The organism is Flavobacterium sp. CR10, assembly GCF_055814415.1.
In genome coordinates this window covers 466959-486592 of sequence record NZ_CP185985.1, presented here as the reverse complement: position 1 = coordinate 486592, position 19634 = coordinate 466959, and the positions used below count along the sequence as shown (strand labels likewise).

The window sequence follows — 19634 nt, the reverse complement described above, 5'->3', positions numbered from 1 at the left end:
AATTTCATCCTCTTTCAGAATATGAGAATAATTAAAAAAATCCTGTTGGCCTTATTGGTTCTTATAGTAATTCTTGCGATTGGTTTGTGCGCTTATATTTTTCATTTAAAGCCTAAATATGAAGGCTCATTAGAATTAAAAAATCTTGAAAAAGAAACAACGGTCTATTTTGACGATTTTGGAGTGCCTCATATTTATGCAGATTCTGAAAAAGATGCCATGACAGCACTTGGTTATGTGCATGCACAGGAACGATTGTGGCAGATGGAATTGTTACGCCGTATTGCTCCCGGTCGTTTGTCTGAAATTTTTGGAGGAGTTGCACTTAAAAACGACAAATTTTTTGCCGGAATTGGAATTGAAGAAGCTTCGGCGAAAGCCATTGCGAAATTGGACAAAAACAGCGAAAGCTATAAACTGACTCAGGCTTATCTGGACGGAATTAATCAGTATTTGGAGGAAGGAGTTACGCCCATAGAATTTACTTTGGTTGGCGTAAAAAAGCAAAAGTTTACTATAAAAGACGTTTATAATATTTTTGGTTATATGTCTTTTAGTTTTGCGATGGCTCAAAAAACAGACCCATTATTGACAGATATTAAAAATAAATACGGTGCTGCTTATTTGAAAGATTTGGGTATTGAAGGAGAATTTAATAATACCAGAATTAAAATCTCAAAAGAAAAAACTGAGGAATATACTGAGATTTCGAAATCTATAACCGCAATGCTGGATCAATCTCCAATTCCTCCATTTGTTGGAAGCAACAGTTGGGTTGTTGGGCCTCATAAATCGAAAACTGGGAAAGTTATTTTTGCAAATGATCCGCACATCGGATTTTCGCAGCCTGCAACTTGGTATGAAGCGCATATTGTAACACCAAAACATGAATTATACGGCTGTTATTTAGCAGGAACTCCATTTCCGCTTTTGGCTCATAACAGAGATTACGCTTACGGTTTAACGATGTTCGAAAATGATGATATCGATTTTTATCAAGAAAAAAATAAAGCTGATGATGCTTCTCAATATCAGACTCCGATAGGTTTCGGTAAATATGAAATCAGAAAAAAAACGATAAAAGTAAAAGATTCTTCAGATGTAGTTTTGGAAGTTAAAATTACACGTCATGGTCCAGTTATGAATGATTTTATCGATCGTTTGGAAAAGAAAAATCCGATTGCAATGTCTTGGACATATACAAGAGAGCCGATTCAGATTTTAGACGCGGCTTACGGTCTTTCTCATGCTAAAAACACTACGGATTTTAAAAAGTCTGTGAGTTTAATTGCTGCGCCTGGATTGAATGTTATGTATGGCGATGCTAAAGGAAATGTGGCTTGGTGGGCGAGCGGGAAATTGTACAGACACAATGAGGGCGTTAATACACATTTAATTTTAGACGGTTCAAGCGGAAAAGATGATATTACTAAGTTTTTAGATTTTGAAGAAAATCCGTCAGCTGAGAATCCAGCCTGGGGATATGTGTATTCTGCCAATAATCAGCCTGAAGCTATAGATAATGGCTATTTATATCCAGGATATTATCTGCCAGAAGATCGCGCCAAAAGAATCTCGGGAATTTTAGATGCAAAATCTGATTGGGATAAAGAAGCTATCAGCAAAATGATTTATGATAATACTTCTGATGTTGCTGTTGAGGTAGTAAAAAACTTAATTGCAAGTTTAGACAATAAACCGCTTTCGTATAATGAAAAAGAAGTTTTGGGGATTTTAAAATCTTGGAAAGGAACAACAAATGTTGATGACGTTGCACCAACGATTTACAACAAATGGATTTATCTGTATCTAAAAAATACTTTTGAAGACGAAATGGGAAAAGATAATTTCAATTTGTTTTTGGGAATTTCTTTAGGAAAACAAGTTATTGCCAATCAGATAAAAAATGAAAATTCGGTTTGGTGGGATAATATTAAAACAAAAAATGTAAAAGAAACGAGAACAGACGTTGTTTCAAAATCTTTTCATGATGCTGTTATTGCTTTGCAAAATCAGTTAGGAGAAAATATTTCAGAATGGAATTGGGGAAAAGTGCATACCATAGAACATGAGCATCCATTAGGAAAAGTCAAAGCGCTTCGCGGATTGTTTAATGTTGGGCCGTTTAATTCTCCAGGTTCAAATGAAGTAATCAATAATTTATTCTTCGGATTTAATGACGAAGGAAAATATTACACCAAAGGCGGACCTTCAACACGAAGAATCGTCGATTTTGCCGATGTCGAAAACAGTTGGAGCATCTTACCAACAGGTCAATCTGGAAACCCTTTCAGCAAACATTACAGCGATCAAGCCGAAATGTACAACGCAGGAAAGTTCAGAAAAATGAAACTAAACAAAGACGAAATCATAAAGACTTCAACGAAATTGGTTTTGAAACCGAAGAAATAGTTTTTGCTTTCAAAGTTTCAGGTTTCAGGTTTCAAGTTACAATCTTTGTCAAAGTTTAAAAGCAAGTAGTAAAGGGCTTTGATAAACGATAAATTTAAAGTTGGTTTGCGTATTTTTGTCATTTCGACGAAGGAGAAATCTCCGTGAGAAGCTCGACAAAGATTGGACTTTCGTTACGGAGTTACTTGTGGAGATTTCTCCTTCGTCGAAATGACAAGGATTGTGTTTTTTATTTAAAGCTAAAGTCCCTTATCTATTTGATTTCAAATTTTGACAAAGATTAAAAAAACTTAGAATCTTAGTATCTTAGTATCTCAGAACCTTAGCATCTTATTTAGAAACATATTTCCCCTTCACAATATCATCAGCAAAAATGTTCAGATTATTGATAAGTACTTTATTATTGGTCATTACATTTTGGGACTGATAAACGTTGTCTTTTTCGTAAGCTTTTAATAAAGTTTCCAATTCAACTTCGTCAAAAACAACAAAACTATTGTAGATCGCATCTCTGAAATTTTTGTAATTAATGCTCTGCGTAATTTCAATAGCTTTTTGTTCGTTCCAACCTTCTTTTGCCGAAGCCTCATTTATTTTTGAAAGGCAGAAATCAATCACATGATTTTTATAGCGAGTTGCCTCAACAATTCTGTCTATTATAATTTTGTTCTGCTGACTTGGCATCAGCGGCTGACTGTTTTGCGATAAAGATTTAGAAGAAATAAAAAGACATAACAATACAGCTAAGAAACTGTGATTTTTTAGATTTTTCATAGGTCATTCAGTTATTTTGGGTGGGCTAAAATAGTATTTAAAAAAAATAATTCACCGAATTTGGATGTCCCAAGTTGTAACAAAAAAGCTCCGAAAAAATAGATTTTATATCTACTTTTTCGGAGCCTTTTATAAGAATTTAATCTACAATTATTTGCCTTTATTTTTTAGAAAGTTCTTCCAAAACTTTTTTTCCGCCTTCATTTGTAGGATCCAATTCAACAGATTTTTTATAGTTGACCATCGCTAGTTTTTTGTCTCCATCTGCTAGATAAGCTTCGCCCAAACTATCATAAACATTTCCAGATTTAGGGAAAGCTTCTACGTTGATTTTGAAAACTTCAATCGCTTCTTTCTTTTTTCCAGTTTGCAATAATTGATATCCAACTCTATTCATGTCACCTTCTTTAATGGCATAAGTTGGATCGCTTTTTAGCTTTTTGTAGGCTTCTGTCCCAGCCGTTGCACCTTTTTCATTATAAATATCTAATAAATCAAGAGCCAACGATTTTTTTGGCTGATTAAATGGCTGATTGTATAAGATATTGCGAATTGCAGTATTCATTTCGCCTAAAACAGTTCCACCAGTGTTATTCAATAAAACAACAAGATTTTTGTCTTTAGGAATTCGAGAAATAATGGTATTAAATCCGTTGATACCACCTCCGTGTTCAACAACAGTCAATTTATCGTTTCCGTTTGGAACATCATAAGTCGACCATCCGTATCCGTAAAAACCATTCCAAGCTTTTATGTAAGGTTTGAATAAAGATTCCATTGATTTTTCAGAAAGTAATTTATTGGTATAAAGTGCCTGATCCCACAAATACAAATCTTCTACAGTAGAATACAAAGATCCAGCGGCGTACGGAATACTCATGTCAAGATAAGAGGCATTGACAATTTTCTTTCCTTCTTTTTCATAACCGGCAGCTCTGTTTTTTATAATAACTTCGCTATGGTCGTAACCGGTATTAACCATTTTTAGAGGCGTGAAAATCGTTTCCTGTAAATTCTGCTCGTATGTTTTGCCTGTAATTTTTTCGATAATGTATCCTAATAAGAAATAACCCGAATTACTATAATTGAACTTTTCACCTGGAGCAAAATCTAATGGAAGACTAGAAAATGTTTTTACAAATGCTTCTGGAGTATAAGGGTTTTTTGCTTTATCTCTAAGGAAATTTGGCGCGTTAGTATAATTTGGAATTCCAGAGGTGTGAGTCAATAAGTGATGAATTGTGATTTTATCTCCATTTTCTTTTGGATAATCAGCAAGATAAGTAGTAATTGGAACATCTAGTTTGATTTTTCCTTCTTCTGCCAGTTTTACAATCAAAAGAGCGGTAAATTGTTTACTGATAGAACCCAATCTGAATTTAGTATCTGGCTGATTCGGAATATTCCATTCCATGTTGGCAGAACCAAAACCTTTTTTGAAAATTACTTTTCCATTTTCTGCTACCAAAGCAGAACCGTTAAATTGTCCGTATTCGTTATATTTGTTAAGAAGCTGTTCAATTTGCTGTGCTTTATCTTGGGCAAAAGTGCTAAAGGATGAAAATTGAAAAGCAACAAAAAGTGCAATAAGCTTGATTGATTTTTTCATAATGGATTGATTATGGATTTAAGATTAATGAATTCGTTTTAGATTGATGATTGAAACTCTATAACAAAAAGATATTCAGTGTATTAATCAAAAATATGATTTTTTTACGGAATAAATAGATGTCTTAAAACTTTAGACGATTGATTTGCAATTTGGTTTCAACAAAAAGTTGTTTTTTTTATTTTTTTTCAGAATATAAAAAAGTAGAGCACAGACCTGTTGCTTTAAAACTAGGTCTATGCTCATAACTAACAAATATTTTTATGCTATTAAGCAGTCAAAATTTTACTTATGTACAATAATAAAAGGATAAATAATTTTAGCATGTTTTCAGATTAAAGTTAATATCTGATTGAAGTGGAAAATTATTTTGTTTCGATATCTACTATTTTTCTACCGTTTTCTCCGAGATAATGCACCACAATATTTTCGTAAACTTTATAGCCATCATCGACATTGGTAAAAATTACCAAACCCTCTTTCGTTTTGGGAAGCAAAATAAAAATAGTCTGAACGCCTTGATCTGCGCCGCCATGAGATAGAGCATAGTTTTCATTTCCTAAATCGTAGATTTCAAAACCTAAACCAAAATATTTGTTCTTTTTGGTCTGAACTTGATGCGAAATCATATCTTCAAAAACTTTTTTGCTTAATCCTTCGCTATTTATAACGCTCGATAAAAATCTGCCATAATCTCCAATCGTGGTCAATAAATCATCGGCTGCATTTGCCGATTTATTTTTAGTTGGTTCGTAAGCATTGCCATTTTTGTCATAATTGATGGCATATCTCGAAAGATCTATTTTATCATTCCAGATCAATTGAGAATCGGTCATTTTTAAAGGTTCAAAAACTAATTCTGAAGCCAATTGATCTAATGTTTTGTGGAATTTTTTCTCCAGAGCTTTTCGCAAATATTCAAATCCTTCCCCAGAATACTGATATTTAGTTCCCGGCTTAAATTTGAAATCTAATTTTTTGGACTCATTAAAAGATCTCCAATTTGGAAAACCTGTTTGATGACTCAAAACAATTCTCGTGGTCAGTAATTTTAAATAAGGATCTTTCGCAATATCTGGATCAGTCCAATATTTATAAAGCGGTTCGTCCAAATCCCATTTTCCGGCACTTACTAATTTTAAAACAGTTATAGCAGTTACAGGTTTTGTTAGCGAAGCCACATTCCAAATTGTATTATATGGTGCAGAAATGCCTTTTTTGAGTTCGCCAAAAACTTTTACCTGTTTTAGTTTTCCGCTTTCAATAATTCCAATTCCCAAAGCGGGAACATTATTTTCTTTAAGCCATTTTTCGGTTTCCTGATCATTGTCAAAAAGATTTGATATTCCAGCACTAGAACTTGTCATTTGATGATTATAACTCAGCGATCTGGCTAGTTTCCATTCTTTATTTTTTAAAAGCCATAAATGGGTAAATTTGGCAAAACTTCCAGCTTGTTCCTTATTTCCAACAGAACTTTCGTAAAAACGATGCATTCCCATTTGAATGGCACCATATAAAATGCCATTTTTGTATAAAGGATAAATTTCTGTGCTTCCCGCTATTAATTCTCTTCTGTAATTATATTTTCTTGTTGGAGAACAGATGCCATTTTGAAATGTTTTTAGAAATCTTGCCTTATCAGAAATACTGTCTTTATCGTGGTAAAATTCAAAATCTTCAGTATAAAGATTTTCAAACTGCTTTACATCGCAGGTATTAAAACCAATGTTGAAAAGAAGACTGTCTTTTGACATAATGGTTTTATATAAAGCTGAACTTTTATCCTCCTGAGAAAATCCAAGTTGGATTTGGATGAATAAAATTCCAATTAAAAGAAATTTTAGTGGAATAAGAGATTGATTAGCTTTCATTTGTGATTGATTATTTGATTGATTTAGCAAAAGTAATTCAATCAAAAATCACAAAATTGTATAAATGCGAAAACTTATCTTTTATGAGAAAGAAAATACGAATCAGGATCGAATGTTTTCGGAGTAGTTTTCGTTACGTCTTTAAACTTTCTTATAAAATGGGATTGATCAAAATATTTATTGTAAAGCGCAATATCAGTCAGTTTTAATTTTTCTAAATCAGAATTCACCATTTGATCGACTGATTTTCTGAATTTCAAAATCTGAATATATTTTTTAATCGTTAATCCAGTTGCTGTTTTAAACTTAATTTGAAGTGAGCGTTGAGAAGATTTTAAAGTGTCGCTAATTTCTGAAACAGTGACTTCTTCTTTGTTTTTAATGATTTCGCAAATTTTTTCAATTGTGTTTTTCTCTGAATTTAAATCGGACAAAGTTTCAAAATAGCTATTTATTGTATTTAAAATCATTTCAATATCAGAATCAATCTGAATTTTAAAAGGCAATTCCTCAGGATTAATTTTGATAATAGAATCGGTAAAATCACTTAAATCATATTTCGGAAACATTGAAAGTGTCCAAGTATGCAGTTGAGTAATGGTAACTTTAGTTTTTGGCTGTATATTAACCAAAACTTTATTAGTCATTTGAGAACAAAAGTAAACACCTTCGTTCATCTCATATTTGGCTTTACTAGTATGAACTTCGATGGAATTTCCAGTTACAAAAGCGAGATTGAAACAGCCGTTTGGCAGAACTAGTTTGTTTTCGATCAGGCTTTCGCCAATGCTGTTGTCCAAACACCAAATTTTATTGACGAATCTTTCTGTTTTTTGAGATACGTAATGTTCTGAGTATAGTTGCATTTTAGTCTGCGATATCAATTGATGATCTGAAATCGCAGACTAAATTACATTTTTCTCCATTATTGTTTATACAAACTCTGCAAAATAATCTCGTTTAGTTTTCTGCCATTCCTCCAAAATAATACTGAAATAAACATCATCCTTGCTTTTTCCTTCAGAATCGACATAATTATTTCTAAAAACGCCTTCTTTTATAGCGCCCAGTTTTTCAATGGCTTTTTGAGATTTTAAATTTTCAAGATCTGCACTGAATTGTATTCTTCTAAACTGAATTTTCTCAAAACCAAAATTCAATAATTCATATTTGCACGCTTTGTTTAAACCAGTTCCCTGAAAATCTTTGCCGTACCAAGTCCAGCCAATTTCACATTTTTGGCTTGCGTGATTCAAATAGCCATAACGCGTGCTTCCAGCAACTCTATTTGTAGCTTTATCTATAATAAGGAATGGATAACAAATTCCGTCTGCTTTTTGTTTTAATGTGCTCTTTATATAGTTTTCAAAATCTTGATTGTTTCGGATATACATTCCCATATACTTCCAGATTTCATCATCAAAAATAATTTCATTGAGTTCTATATTTCTTTTGCTTTCAAACGGAACTAAAAGCACTTTTTCATTCTCTAATATAATGTCTGACTGCAGAATTTCGCTGTTCATGAATTTTGAGTTTAACTTATGGAAATATTTTAATACAAAACTAATTGTTTAATTTGTGTAAATAAATCTAATAAAATAACATTTTGTTATATTTTTAAATTATTAAGAAACGGGATAAATCTTCGGGAATCATTATTTACAACATTTGTTCGTTTATTTTAAGGCTCATGTATAATTATTAGTTATTTTTACGACCCAATATTAGATTTTCCCTCGATGCAAACATCATTAAAAATTGCAGTTGTTGGTTCAGGACTTGTAGGGTCACTTCTGGCAATTTATCTTAAAAGAGCGGGTCACACCGTTCATGTCTATGACCGTAGTCCCGATATTAGAAATATAAATTTTTCTGGACGTTCTATTAATTTAGCAATGTCAAACCGTGGCTGGAAAGCTCTGGATGCAGTAGGCGTTGGCGATTCAGTTAGAGAAATTGCAATTCCGATGGATAAACGCGCCATTCATTTGGTAGATAAATTAAATTTTCAGAATTACGGACAGGAAGGCGAATCTATATATTCTATCTCAAGAGGAAAACTAAACAGAAAAATGATCGATCTTGCTGAAGAAGCTGGAGCCGAGTTTCATTTTGAACAAAAAGTTTGGGATGTTACTTTAAACGATGCAACGCTTCATATCGGCGAAAGCGAAAGGGGCGAGTGGGAAGAAAGAAAATTTGATATGGTTTTTGGTGCCGATGGCGCTTTTTCTAGAATTCGTCACAGAATGCAACGTCAGAGCATGTTTAATTATTCTCAAGAATTTTTGAATATGGGCTATAAGGAATTAAATATTCCAGCCAATCCAGATGGAACGCATAAGTTAGATAAAAATTCATTTCATATTTGGCCGAGAGGCGAGTACATGTTAATTGCACTTCCTAATCTTGATGGAAGTTTTACATGCACTTTATTTATGCCTTTTGAAGGAGAAAATTCTTTTGAATCGCTAACCGACCGTAAAATGGTGGAAGATTTCTTCGAGAAAAATTTCCCAGATTCTATTGAAGTAATTCCAGAATTGGCAAATGATTTCTTTAAAAATCCAACTAGTACTTTGGTTACCATGAAATGTTTCCCTTGGACGTACGAAAACAAAATTGCTTTGATTGGAGATGCTTGCCACGCCATAGTTCCGTTTTACGGACAAGGTATGAATGCTGGTTTTGAAGATATCACTGTTTTGAGCGAAATGATTGAAAAGTACCAAGACGACTGGAAAAAAATATTTACCGAATATCAAATCTCCAGAAAACCAAATGCCGATGCCATTGCAGAACTTTCATATCGAAATTTCTTAGAAATGAGTACTAAAACAGCAGATGAAAAATTCTTGCTGCAAAAGAAAATCGAAAAAGTCTTCTCAGATAAATATCCAGACAAATGGATTCCGCTTTACAGCCGCGTTACTTTTAGTGACCGCCCGTATGCTGAAGCTTTAGCAATTGGAGATTATCAAAACGGAATTATGGAAGAAGTTCTTAAAATGGACAATATCGAAAACATCTGGGACACACCAGAAGTTGAAAATAAGATTTTGGAGCTCCTACAGAAAGCATAAATATTTTAAACCAGATAAGTTAATATAATGCTTTGTGTGTAGTAAACCCGACAGGTTTTTAAAACCTGTCGGGTTTGGTATTTAGTGGCTTAATATAATTAGACGTATAAAATTAAATGAACTTATATAACTTATAGGGTTTAAGTTTTATTTCTTAAAGATTTTGGTCAATACACCAAAAACACCTCTTATAAAAGTAGCGCTTGTTACCACTTTCAGAACAGATTTTGTGACAACTTCTGTAGTGCTAGGTCCTGATTTTGATGTTTTAGCTGGAGCTTGTTCTTCTTGCTGAGTTGCAGCTTCTGCAGCATCTGCTAGTTTTTTGTTTAAAATTTCAAAAGCACTCTCGCGATCAATTTCTTCAGCGTATTTCTTAACTAATTTCGATTTGCCGTTTATTTCATCAATTTCAGATGGAGATAAAACATCCATTCGGCTCATTGGTGCACGCATCATAGTAGCAACAAGCGGAGTTGGAATACCTTTTTCGTTTAATGCCGTGACCAAAGCCTCTCCAATTCCCAAACTCGTTAATAATTCATCTGTCTTATAATAAGGAGAAGTAGGGTAATTGTCGGCTGTTTTCTTGATTGCCTGACGGTCATTTGCTGTGAAAGCTCTCAGCGCATGCTGAATCTTTAATCCTAACTGAGCTAAAACCCCACTCGGAACGTCCATTGGATTTTGTGTAACAAAATAAATTCCGACACCTTTAGAACGAATCAGTTTTACTATTGTTTCGATTTGTTCCAGAAGTGCTTTGCTGGCTTCATTAAAAATTAAATGTGCTTCGTCAATAAAGATTACCAATTCAGGCTGTTCTGCATCTCCCTTTTCTGGCATCTTCTGATAAATTTCAGCCAAAAGGCTTAGCATAAAAGTTGAGAATAATTTTGGCTTATCCTGAATATCTGTCAAGCGGATGATATTTACATAACCCTTTCCGTTTTCATCAATGCGCATTAAATCATCAGTTTCAAATGATAATTCGCCAAAAAACAAATCGCCGCCTTGCTGTTCTAGTTCAATAATTTTTCTAAGAATTGTTCCTGTTGTAGCCGTTGAAATTTTTCCATAACTAGCAGCTATTTCGTCTTTGCCTTCCTCAGTAATATAATTGATTACTTTTTTAATGTCTTTCAAATCCAATAAAGGCATTTGGTTATCATCACAATATTTAAAGATAACTGCTACGACTCCTGCCTGCGTATCATTCAAATCTAAAATTCGCGAAAATAAAACAGGTCCAAACTCAGAAACTGTAGCACGAAGGCGAACTCCATTTTGTTTAGATAGAGACATCAATTCAACAGGAAATGCTGCTACATTATATGGTATATTAATTTTAGCATGACGTTCTGTAATAAAACCTTCTTCTTTACCTTCTTTGGCAATACCACTGAAGTCGCCTTTAATATCCATCATCAATACAGGAATTCCCGCATTAGAAAGCTGTTCAGAAAAAACTTGAATTGTTTTGGTTTTTCCTGTTCCAGTTGCGCCAGCAATTAATCCGTGACGATTTAAAGTTTTTAACGGAATTTTGACATGTGCTTCTGCAATTGGCTCACCATCAAGAATTGCACCTCCAAGTATGATGCTGTCGCCCTTAGATGAGTACCCAGTATTTATGTCTGCAATAAAATTCTCTTTTTTATTCATGTTTTTATTTGTAATTTAGATTGTTATGAATATTGCTTTGTTTTTGGGCGCTTTTTATGTGGTTTTTTTTAGTAAGAAAAAGCTTTTTTTGATTGAAAATTTAATAAAAAAAAAATTCGCAGCTTTTTAAGAAGATAACAAAGGAATCTTTGAATATTTACTAAAACGTTGTAATTTTTCCAATTATCGTCCTTTTTTTTGTTTTATCTAAAAAATGGTGCGACCAATTTAATGAGATATTTTTTAATTTGAAGTTAAATTTCGGTCAATTAAATTAAAAAAAGTTTTTTTATTTAAACTAAACGTATAAATTTGCTCCTCTACAAGTTAAATATAACTAAAAAATAAAAATTATTTAAAACTATTAAAATTAAAAAAAATGGCAAACGTTAAAGTTAAAAAAGAAAGCACTTCAAATGGGGGAGGATTGATTACGGGAATCATTATTGTTGCGTGTATCATAGTAGGGGTGTTTATTTGGAAAGTAATCATGGGGAATCCAGCTAACTTTGAAGGAGGAAACTCTGAGACAGGTCACCCAATCAATACTTTAGGGATGGTGTACAAAGGAGGTTTCATTGTACCAGCATTGTTAGGTATGCTTTTAATGGTTGTTGTTTTTTCTATTGAAAGATTTATTGTTATCGGTAAAGCTGCAGGAAAAGCTAACCTTGACAAATTCATGAAAAGTGTTCAAGGAAGTATTAAAGAAGGAAACATCGAAGCTGCTATCGCTTCTTGCGACAAACAACAAGGTTCAGTTGCAAACGCAATTAAATCAGCTTTAGTAAAATACCAAGATGTTAAGAAAGAAGGATTCAACAGCGAAGAAGCTTCAGAAGTAATCCACAAAGAAATTGAAGAGGCAACTTCATTAGAAATGCCAATGTTAGAGAAAAACATGACTATTATCTCTACTTTAGTATCTTTAGGTACATTAGGAGGATTATTAGGAACTGTATCTGGTATGATTAAAGCGTTTGGTGCGTTAGCTTCTGCTGGTACTCCTGACCAAGCTGCTCTTGCAACAGGTATCTCTGAGGCACTTATCAATACTGCTACAGGTATCTCTACTTCTATCTTAGCAATTATTTCTTACAACTTCTTTACTGCTAAAATTGACGATTTAACTTACTCTATCGATGAGGCTGGTACTACTATCGTTAATACTTACAGAAAATTCAGAGGAAGTTTAAGACAATAATTAATTTTTGATATTTTTTATCAAAAAAATAAAATAAAAGATAATGGCTAAAATTAAAATGAAAAAGAAGTCTACATCGACAGATATGACTGCGATGTGTGACGTAGCGTTCCTTTTGCTTACGTTCTTTATCTTAACCGCTACTGCTAAGGTGCCTGAGGCATTACCTGTAGATATGCCTGCTTCTGTTGCGATAAGTAAACTGCCAGATACTGATTTGGCTATTATTACAGTAGGAAAAGGGAAAGTATTTTTTGACATCAAAGGAAGAGAAGTTCGTAAAAGAACTCTTGAGGGTATGGGTGCAAAATATGGTATTGAATTTTCAGAAGAAGATAAAACCAAATTTGCTCTTATGGATGATTTTGGTGTGCCAATTACAGGTTTAAAGCAAATCATTGGTATGAAAGCGGCGGAAAGAACCAAAGCAAACCAACCTGGAATTCCTTTGGATTCATTAGATAATCAATTAAAAGAATGGCTTCTAATTTCTAGAAGAGCTACAATTGATTTAGATGACAAAGAATTGCAGATTGCGATTAAAGGAGATGCTAAAGAAGAATATCCAAAAATCAAAAAGATTATGGATATTTTGCAAGATCAGAAAATCAATTCCTTTAACTTAGTTACAGGTAAAAGAGGAAGAGACTTTTAATTAAAAAATATACACTAAGATGGCTGAATTAAATACCGGCGACGGCGGTGGTGGTAAAGGTGGTAAAGTAAGAAGTAAAAAGCAGAATTCGAAAGTCGATTTAACAGCGATGGTGGATTTGGCATTCTTATTGATTACATTCTTTATGTTAACTACTTCGTTGTCAAAACCTCAATCGATGGATTTATCATTGCCTAATAAAGATGATAACGAAAAAGATGCTAAGGATACTAAGGTAGACGAGAATCGTACTATGACAGTAATGTTAGGTGGCGATAATAAAATGGTTTACTATATGGGGTTATTGGCAACACCAAAAGTGGGACCAAAAGACATTGCATATGGTAAAGATGGTATTCGTAGAGAATTACTAAAACAAAAGAAAAATGTTTTGGCTTATTCTGCAGCTTTAGGGAAACCTAAAAACGGAATCATTGTGATCATTAAACCAACTAAAAAATCAAATTATCGTAATTTGGTTGATATCTTGGACGAAATGGCTATCACTGGAGTTGATACGTATGCGATTGTTCCTGAGTTTACACCAGAAGAAGCAAAAGTGATAGATAAAAAATAAGAGCGATCTTAGTTTTATCGACTTAAAAATCAAGAAGTATGAAATTAGATATTATAAAAAATCAGTGGCTTGATATCGTATTCGAAGGACGTAATAAGATATATGGAGCATACGAGCTGAGAAAATCAAACGGAAAAACAACTGTGAAAGCACTTGTTATTGGTTCTCTTATCTTTAGTGCTGCTGTTGCTGCTCCTCTTATTGCGAGTTTGTTGCCAGACTCTACAGAAGAAGAAGAGGTTAAAGAGGTTAAGATGGCCGCGGTAAAATTACCTCCTAAAAAAGAGGAAGTTAAGCCTAATATGCCACCGCCACCGCCACCACCACCAAAAGTGGATCAGGTTAAATTCGTTAAACCTGTGGTTGCAAAAGCGGAAGAAGTAACTGAAGACCCACCAAAAATTGTTGATTTAAAAGACAAAAAAGTTGGTGCTGAGACTATCAAAGGAGATCCAGATGCAGTTTTAACTGTTGATGAGCCAGTTGGAAAAGGACCAGTAGCAGAGGTGGTACAAGAAGATAACACTGTATATAACACAGCTGGTATCGAAGTAAAACCAGATTTCCCAGGAGGTATAGATAAATTCTACAAATTCGTAGGAAACAACTATAAAACTCCAGAAGAAGAAGGTTTAAAAGGTAAAGTTTACGTTACGTTTGTAGTTGAAAAAGACGGGTCATTAACAGATATTAAAGTTTTAAGAGATATCGGTTATGGTACAGGAGCAGAAGCAATTCGTGTTCTTAAAAAATGTCCAAAATGGACTCCCGGCGAGCAAAATGGTAAAAAAGTTAGGGTATTATACTCTCTTCCTATTACTATTCAATCTGCAGAATAATGTTAAAAGATATGCTTAATAATATTCAGAAGAAATCGCTCAAAGAGCGATTTCTTCTTGTTTTAGGAATACTGTTTTTTTTAATTTATCTTGTGCTCGGTTTAATGATTATGTTTTGGGAAAAACTTCCGCTAAACATGGAATGGAAATACAGATATGCCTTTGGTGGATTGCTAATTGTGTATTCGGGAATAAGATTTTTAAGATTAATTAATTCAAAAGAAGAATAATTATGTTGAAATATAGTAAGGCTTTGGGTTTGGTTGTTTTTGTCTTTTTGTTTGCCATGTGCAACCAAAAAAGCAAAAGTGAAACTGAAAAAGAGACCATTTTGAAAGGATCACTTGATATTGCGGTTGACGAAACAGTTAAGCAAATTGTAGACGATCAGGTTGCTGTTTTTGAAGGTACTTACTATAATGCAAAAATTACGGTTAAGCCAAAATCGGAAGCTGAAGTAATTAATGATTTATTAAATCAAAAAGCTAAAGTTGCAATTACGACTCGGGATCTTACTGCAGAAGAAGTAGCTCGTTTTGACAAAAGCAAGATTAAGCCAAGGGTAACTCCTTTTGCTCATGACGCTATTGCCTTTATTTCGAGCAAAAGCAATAATGATACATTAATCGCGTTGAAAAGTGTGATTGATTTCATGCAAGGTAAAACAGATGGTAAAATTAAAGGCCTAGTTTTCGATAATCCTAATTCAAGCACTGTTCGTTACATGAAGGAATTAGCGAAGGTGAATGAAATACCTAAAACAGGAGTTTTCTCATTTAAAACAAATAATGAAGTAATCAAATTTGTTTCAGAAAACGATGGAATGATTGGTGTTATTGGTGTAAATTGGTTTTATCAGCCAACACCTGATATGACTGAAACTATTAATAAGATTAATGTCCTTTATGTTAAAGGCTTAAATAGTAATGAATATTACAGTCCTACTCAAAATGACTTAGAAATTGGAAAATATCCTTTGGCACGTGATTTGTTTATTATCAATTGTCAAGGTTATTCGGGACTTGGAATGGGGTTTGCTTCATTCATAGCTGGAGATATTGGACAGCGCATAGTCTTAAAATCAGGATTGTTGCCATATAAAACTCCAGGACGAAAACTAAAGATTAGAAGTGAAATTATAAAAGATAAAGAATAAATTAATTACAATAAAGATGAATAAATTTAAAATTTTTAGTCTTGCATTAGTTGCTTCGGCTACCGCGGCAAAAGCGCAAGATATCAACCAAGCAAAGAAGGCAATTGATGCTGAGCAATTTGATAAAGCAAAAACAATCCTTAAATCAATCATCAAGAGTAAACCTTCAGATGGGGAAGCAAATTTTGTTTTAGGAAATGTTTATTTAAACCAATCTGTTGTCGATTCTGCAAAAATCTATTACAATAATGGATTACAGGCTTCAGATAAGAAAAACTTAAACTATATTGGATTAGGACAATTAGATCTTGATGCTAAGAATAGTGCAGCCGCTCAAGCTAATTTTGCTTTAGCAACTAAAGACATGAAGAAAAAAGATGTAAATGAATTTATTTATATCGCTAGAGCTTACATGAATTCTGAAAATCCAGATTATAAAAATGCTACTGAAGTTTTAAAAAGAGCTTTATTAGTTGATCCTCAAAATGCACAAGCATTATTAGCAATTGGTGATGCTTACTACGGAGCAAACAACCAAAATGATGCTTATAAAGCTTACCGTGATGCTTTTACTGCTGACAATACTTTGTTGAGAGCGAAAATGCAATTAGGAGTTTTATTAAAAGGGGCTAAATCTTATGACGAAGCAATTAAGTCATTCAATGAAGTTATCGCATTAGATGCTAACTACGGGCCAGTTTACAGAGAGCTTGCTGAAACATATTACAAATGGGCAAGAAACAAGCCTTCTACTGCTAAAGTTAACTTGCAAAATGCAATTACAAATTATGAGAAGTACTTAAGTTTAACAGATTACTCTCTAGATTCTAAAATGCGTCACGCAGATTTCTTGATCTTGGTAAAAGATTACAAGCAGTTAGAAACTGTTGCAAACAAAATGATTGCACAAGATAAAGTAAATCCAAGAATCTACAGATATTTAGGATATGCCGCTTACGAAAACGGAAACGTTGATGTGGCTATTAAATCTATTGAAGATTTTATTAAAGCTCCAGGAAACAAAGTTATCGGAAGAGATTATTATTACTTAGGTTTAGCTAAAATTAAAAAGGGAACTGGAGCTGATGGTACGGTAAATCAAGCGGCTTTTGACTCTGGTTTGGCAGATATCAAAAAAGCGATTGAATTAGAGCCTCTAGTAGTTGAAGAATTCGCAGATTTTGGAAAAGAATTATTCGGTAAAAAGCAATATGCGCAAGCTGCTTCTATTTTTGAACTTGGAGCAAACAACCCTGAGTCTAAAAATTACTTAGATGACAGTGTTTATTATGGAATTTCTTTATACTATGGTAATGCTAGTAAACCAAAAGAAAGCCGTGATGCTGTTGCTTTAGGAAAAGCAGATGCAGTTTTTGATAAAATTTTAACTACAGCTCCTAGCTATGATGAAGCATATTTATATAAAGCTAGAATCAACTCTTTATTGGACAAAGATGATTTGATCATTAAAAACTACGAAGAGTATGTTACTAAAATTTCAGCTAAAGGTGCAGAAGAAGTGGCTAAGCCAGCTGTAACTAAGAAATTTATTGAAGCTTACAACGGCATTGGTGCAGCTTATGCTAATACAGATAAAGCTAAAGCTATTGAATATTTCAATAAAACTTTGGTTTTAGATCCTGCAAATTCTTATGCTACACAATCTATAAAAGCTTTAAAATAATTAGAAGATTTTAAAGAGAATAAAAAGAAACCGATAGTTCAAAAAACTATCGGTTTTTTGTTCCGTATATTATTGACTATCTTTGCACTCTTAAAATAGTATAATGTTACCAAAAGAAATACAATTAGAAGTAAATAAAGGAGCTATGCTTCCTTTGATGGAAGAATTTTATACCATTCAAGGAGAGGGTTCACATACAGGAAGAGCGGCTTACTTTATTAGAATTGGTGGATGTGATGTGGGATGTCATTGGTGCGATGTGAAAGAAAGCTGGAATGCCGAGATTCATCCTCCAACGAAAGTAGATTTAATTGTTGAAAATGCTGCAAAATACGCTGATACAGTTGTTGTAACTGGCGGAGAACCTTTGTCTTGGGATATGACGCTTTTGACAGAACGTTTAAAAGAGAAAAATTTAAAAGTGCATATTGAAACTTCCGGCGCTTTTCCGTTATCCGGAACTTGGGACTGGATTTGTCTTTCACCAAAAAAAAATAAGCTTCCAACGCAAACAGTGTATGATAATGCTCACGAGTTAAAGGTGATTATTTACAATAAACACGATTTTATTTTTGCTGAAGAACAAGCAGAATTAGTAAACGATAATGCAATTTTATTCCTTCAGCCAGAATGGAGTAAAAAGGAAGAGATGACTCCGCTTATTGTTGATTATGTTATGAATAATCCAAAATGGAGAGTTTCGTTGCAAACGCATAAATATCTTAATATTCCATAAAACAAAAAAATCTCTTCATGTGAAGAGATTTTTTTGTTTTATGGAAGTATACAAACTGTGTAAAAAATAAACAGATTTTATTATTTCCAATTTTTATATTTTTTCAAAGTGGTAATGTGCGCCAAATGATGGTTTCCGTGCCAAGCATACATTCCGATCATTCTTTTAAGTTTGATTTCTGAATTATCAGCAGGATGTACAAAGGTTTTTTCTAAATCAGATGTTGATAAACTTCGCATGATATAGCCTAATCTGAAATGAAGTCCTTTTAATAGATCTAGAGTTGGTTGGATTGGCATTGTCAGATTGTCGCTTAATTCAGACCAAAGCACTTCGTCATAAGGCTTAATTACAGGATTGTTTTCTGTTAAAGCCCATTTTAGGCGAACATAGCAATTCATATGGCTTTCGGCACAATGATGAATAACTTGTCTTACTGTCCATCCGCCAGGTCTATAAGGAGTATCCAGTTGTTCGTCGGTTAAATGAATCGTTTCTTTTGCTAGTTTTTCAGGGAGAGTTTCAATTTCTTTGATTTTTTCAGAAAGATATTCTGTAGAATATTGTTCTGGCGCTGTAAATTTCCCAATAGGATATTTTAATTTGTCTAAATCTAGTTCATTCATGGTTTTATGGTTTATTTTAAATGGAAAGTTTAGCTAAGTAATCGTAATGTTCTCCTTCGAGAATAAGCTCGCAGTTAAGACCGTTGGCAATTGCCGCATTTTGAAGCGTATTATAATCCAAATACAACCAGTCAAAAGGTTCTTCTTTTTGTCCTTTATAGCTAATGTTAAAAACAAGCTCACCGTAATAATCATTATCAGACGGAATCCATTTTCCGCCGTCTTCATCTTCATCAAACATATAAATGATGTCAGAACTGTCAATTAAAATTTGTCCACCAGGATTTAAAAGGGATTTTAATTTAGATAAATATTTGTTGCAGTTTTTTAGCTGGCCAAAAATCCCTGTTCCGTTCATTAGAAGTAAAATTGTGTCAAATTTTTCTCCTTCAAAATCTAAAATATTTTCAACTTTAGCATTTTTTATTCCTCTAAGACGGCAGGTTTCAACTGCTTTTTCTGAAATATCGATGGCGGTTACATCTAGACTGCGTTCATTTTGCAATGATAAAGCGTGACTTCCCGCGCCACATCCTACATCTAATATTTTTCCTTTAGCTAATTGCAAAGCCTTTTGCTCAATTTTAGGCATTTCATTATAAGTGCGGAAAAGATATTCAACACTCATTTCGTCTTCTTCAGAAATCGAAGTTTCGGTGATAATATCTTCAGGCGAGTTTTTGGTGTAAAAATCAAATATTGCTTTCCCAAAAAGATCTTTCATTGTTTTAGTTCAA

18 protein-coding genes are annotated in these 19634 nt (G+C 33.4%); 10 read left to right on the top strand and 8 right to left on the bottom strand.

The features are described 5' to 3' along the window. Positions 1-21: 21 nt before the first annotated feature. Positions 22-2412: a penicillin acylase family protein gene (locus ACNRYB_RS02350; protein ID WP_473729118.1), complete on the top strand. Its 2391-nt coding sequence runs from the start codon at positions 22-24 to the stop codon at positions 2410-2412. A 330-nt stretch (positions 2413-2742) separates the two neighbouring features. Here the strand turns inward: ACNRYB_RS02350 and ACNRYB_RS02345 are convergent, their stop codons facing one another. The 5 genes from ACNRYB_RS02345 to ACNRYB_RS02325 form a co-directional block, all read right to left on the bottom strand. After that, positions 2743-3186, bottom strand: coding sequence for a hypothetical protein (locus tag ACNRYB_RS02345; protein WP_473729117.1), 444 nt, complete (start codon positions 3184-3186; stop codon positions 2743-2745). A gap of 160 nt (positions 3187-3346) precedes the next feature. Next, on the bottom strand, positions 3347-4795 hold the full coding sequence (locus tag ACNRYB_RS02340; RefSeq protein WP_473729116.1) for a serine hydrolase: 1449 nt from the start codon (positions 4793-4795) through the stop codon (positions 3347-3349). Between the two features lie 365 nt (positions 4796-5160). Next, entirely contained in the window at positions 5161-6669 is a 1509-nt protein-coding gene (locus ACNRYB_RS02335) for a serine hydrolase (RefSeq protein ID WP_473729115.1), read from the bottom strand. A gap of 74 nt (positions 6670-6743) precedes the next feature. Continuing rightward, positions 6744-7535: a helix-turn-helix domain-containing protein gene (locus ACNRYB_RS02330; protein WP_473729114.1), complete on the bottom strand. Its 792-nt coding sequence runs from the start codon at positions 7533-7535 to the stop codon at positions 6744-6746. 66 nt (positions 7536-7601) lie between these two features. Then, positions 7602-8195, bottom strand: coding sequence for a GNAT family N-acetyltransferase (locus ACNRYB_RS02325; protein WP_473729113.1), 594 nt, complete (start codon positions 8193-8195; stop codon positions 7602-7604). 216 nt (positions 8196-8411) lie between these two features. Here ACNRYB_RS02325 and ACNRYB_RS02320 point away from each other — a divergent pair, with 216 nt between their 5' ends. Further along, entirely contained in the window at positions 8412-9755 is a 1344-nt protein-coding gene (locus ACNRYB_RS02320) for an FAD-dependent oxidoreductase (RefSeq protein ID WP_473729112.1), read from the top strand. A gap of 147 nt (positions 9756-9902) precedes the next feature. On the opposite strand, the gene ACNRYB_RS02315 is transcribed toward ACNRYB_RS02320, so the two are convergent. Further along, positions 9903-11420, bottom strand: coding sequence for a helicase HerA-like domain-containing protein (locus ACNRYB_RS02315; RefSeq protein WP_473729111.1), 1518 nt, complete (start codon positions 11418-11420; stop codon positions 9903-9905). Positions 11421-11799: 379 nt separating this feature from the next. Here ACNRYB_RS02315 and ACNRYB_RS02310 point away from each other — a divergent pair, with 379 nt between their 5' ends. From ACNRYB_RS02310 to ACNRYB_RS02275, 8 genes are all read left to right on the top strand, one after another. Continuing rightward, complete coding sequence (locus tag ACNRYB_RS02310) at positions 11800-12624, top strand: MotA/TolQ/ExbB proton channel family protein (RefSeq protein WP_129746497.1); 825 nt, start codon at positions 11800-11802, stop codon at positions 12622-12624. 43 nt (positions 12625-12667) lie between these two features. Further along, on the top strand, positions 12668-13279 hold the full coding sequence (locus ACNRYB_RS02305; protein WP_129746496.1) for an ExbD/TolR family protein: 612 nt from the start codon (positions 12668-12670) through the stop codon (positions 13277-13279). Positions 13280-13298: 19 nt separating this feature from the next. Then, on the top strand, positions 13299-13856 hold the full coding sequence (locus ACNRYB_RS02300) for an ExbD/TolR family protein (protein WP_129746495.1): 558 nt from the start codon (positions 13299-13301) through the stop codon (positions 13854-13856). 38 nt (positions 13857-13894) lie between these two features. Then, positions 13895-14695 (top strand): energy transducer TonB, encoded by an 801-nt coding sequence (locus tag ACNRYB_RS02295; RefSeq protein ID WP_111365904.1) that lies wholly within the window; start codon positions 13895-13897, stop codon positions 14693-14695. Next, positions 14695-14925 carry a hypothetical protein gene (locus ACNRYB_RS02290; protein WP_111365906.1) on the top strand — a complete coding sequence of 77 codons (231 nt, stop codon included), beginning with the start codon at positions 14695-14697 and terminating at the stop codon, positions 14923-14925. The genes ACNRYB_RS02295 and ACNRYB_RS02290 overlap by 1 nt, the downstream gene beginning before the upstream one ends. Before the next feature lie 2 nt (positions 14926-14927). Continuing rightward, on the top strand, positions 14928-15851 hold the full coding sequence (locus tag ACNRYB_RS02285) for a PstS family phosphate ABC transporter substrate-binding protein (RefSeq protein ID WP_129746494.1): 924 nt from the start codon (positions 14928-14930) through the stop codon (positions 15849-15851). 16 nt (positions 15852-15867) lie between these two features. Continuing rightward, complete coding sequence (locus ACNRYB_RS02280; protein WP_129746493.1) at positions 15868-17535, top strand: tetratricopeptide repeat protein; 1668 nt, start codon at positions 15868-15870, stop codon at positions 17533-17535. A gap of 103 nt (positions 17536-17638) precedes the next feature. Then, complete coding sequence (locus ACNRYB_RS02275; RefSeq protein ID WP_066033483.1) at positions 17639-18271, top strand: 7-carboxy-7-deazaguanine synthase QueE; 633 nt, start codon at positions 17639-17641, stop codon at positions 18269-18271. A gap of 80 nt (positions 18272-18351) precedes the next feature. Here the strand turns inward: ACNRYB_RS02275 and ACNRYB_RS02270 are convergent, their stop codons facing one another. Then, positions 18352-18897: a YfiT family bacillithiol transferase gene (locus ACNRYB_RS02270; protein ID WP_129746492.1), complete on the bottom strand. Its 546-nt coding sequence runs from the start codon at positions 18895-18897 to the stop codon at positions 18352-18354. A gap of 16 nt (positions 18898-18913) precedes the next feature. Next, complete coding sequence (locus tag ACNRYB_RS02265) at positions 18914-19621, bottom strand: class I SAM-dependent methyltransferase (protein WP_129746491.1); 708 nt, start codon at positions 19619-19621, stop codon at positions 18914-18916. Positions 19622-19634: the final 13 nt, after the last annotated feature.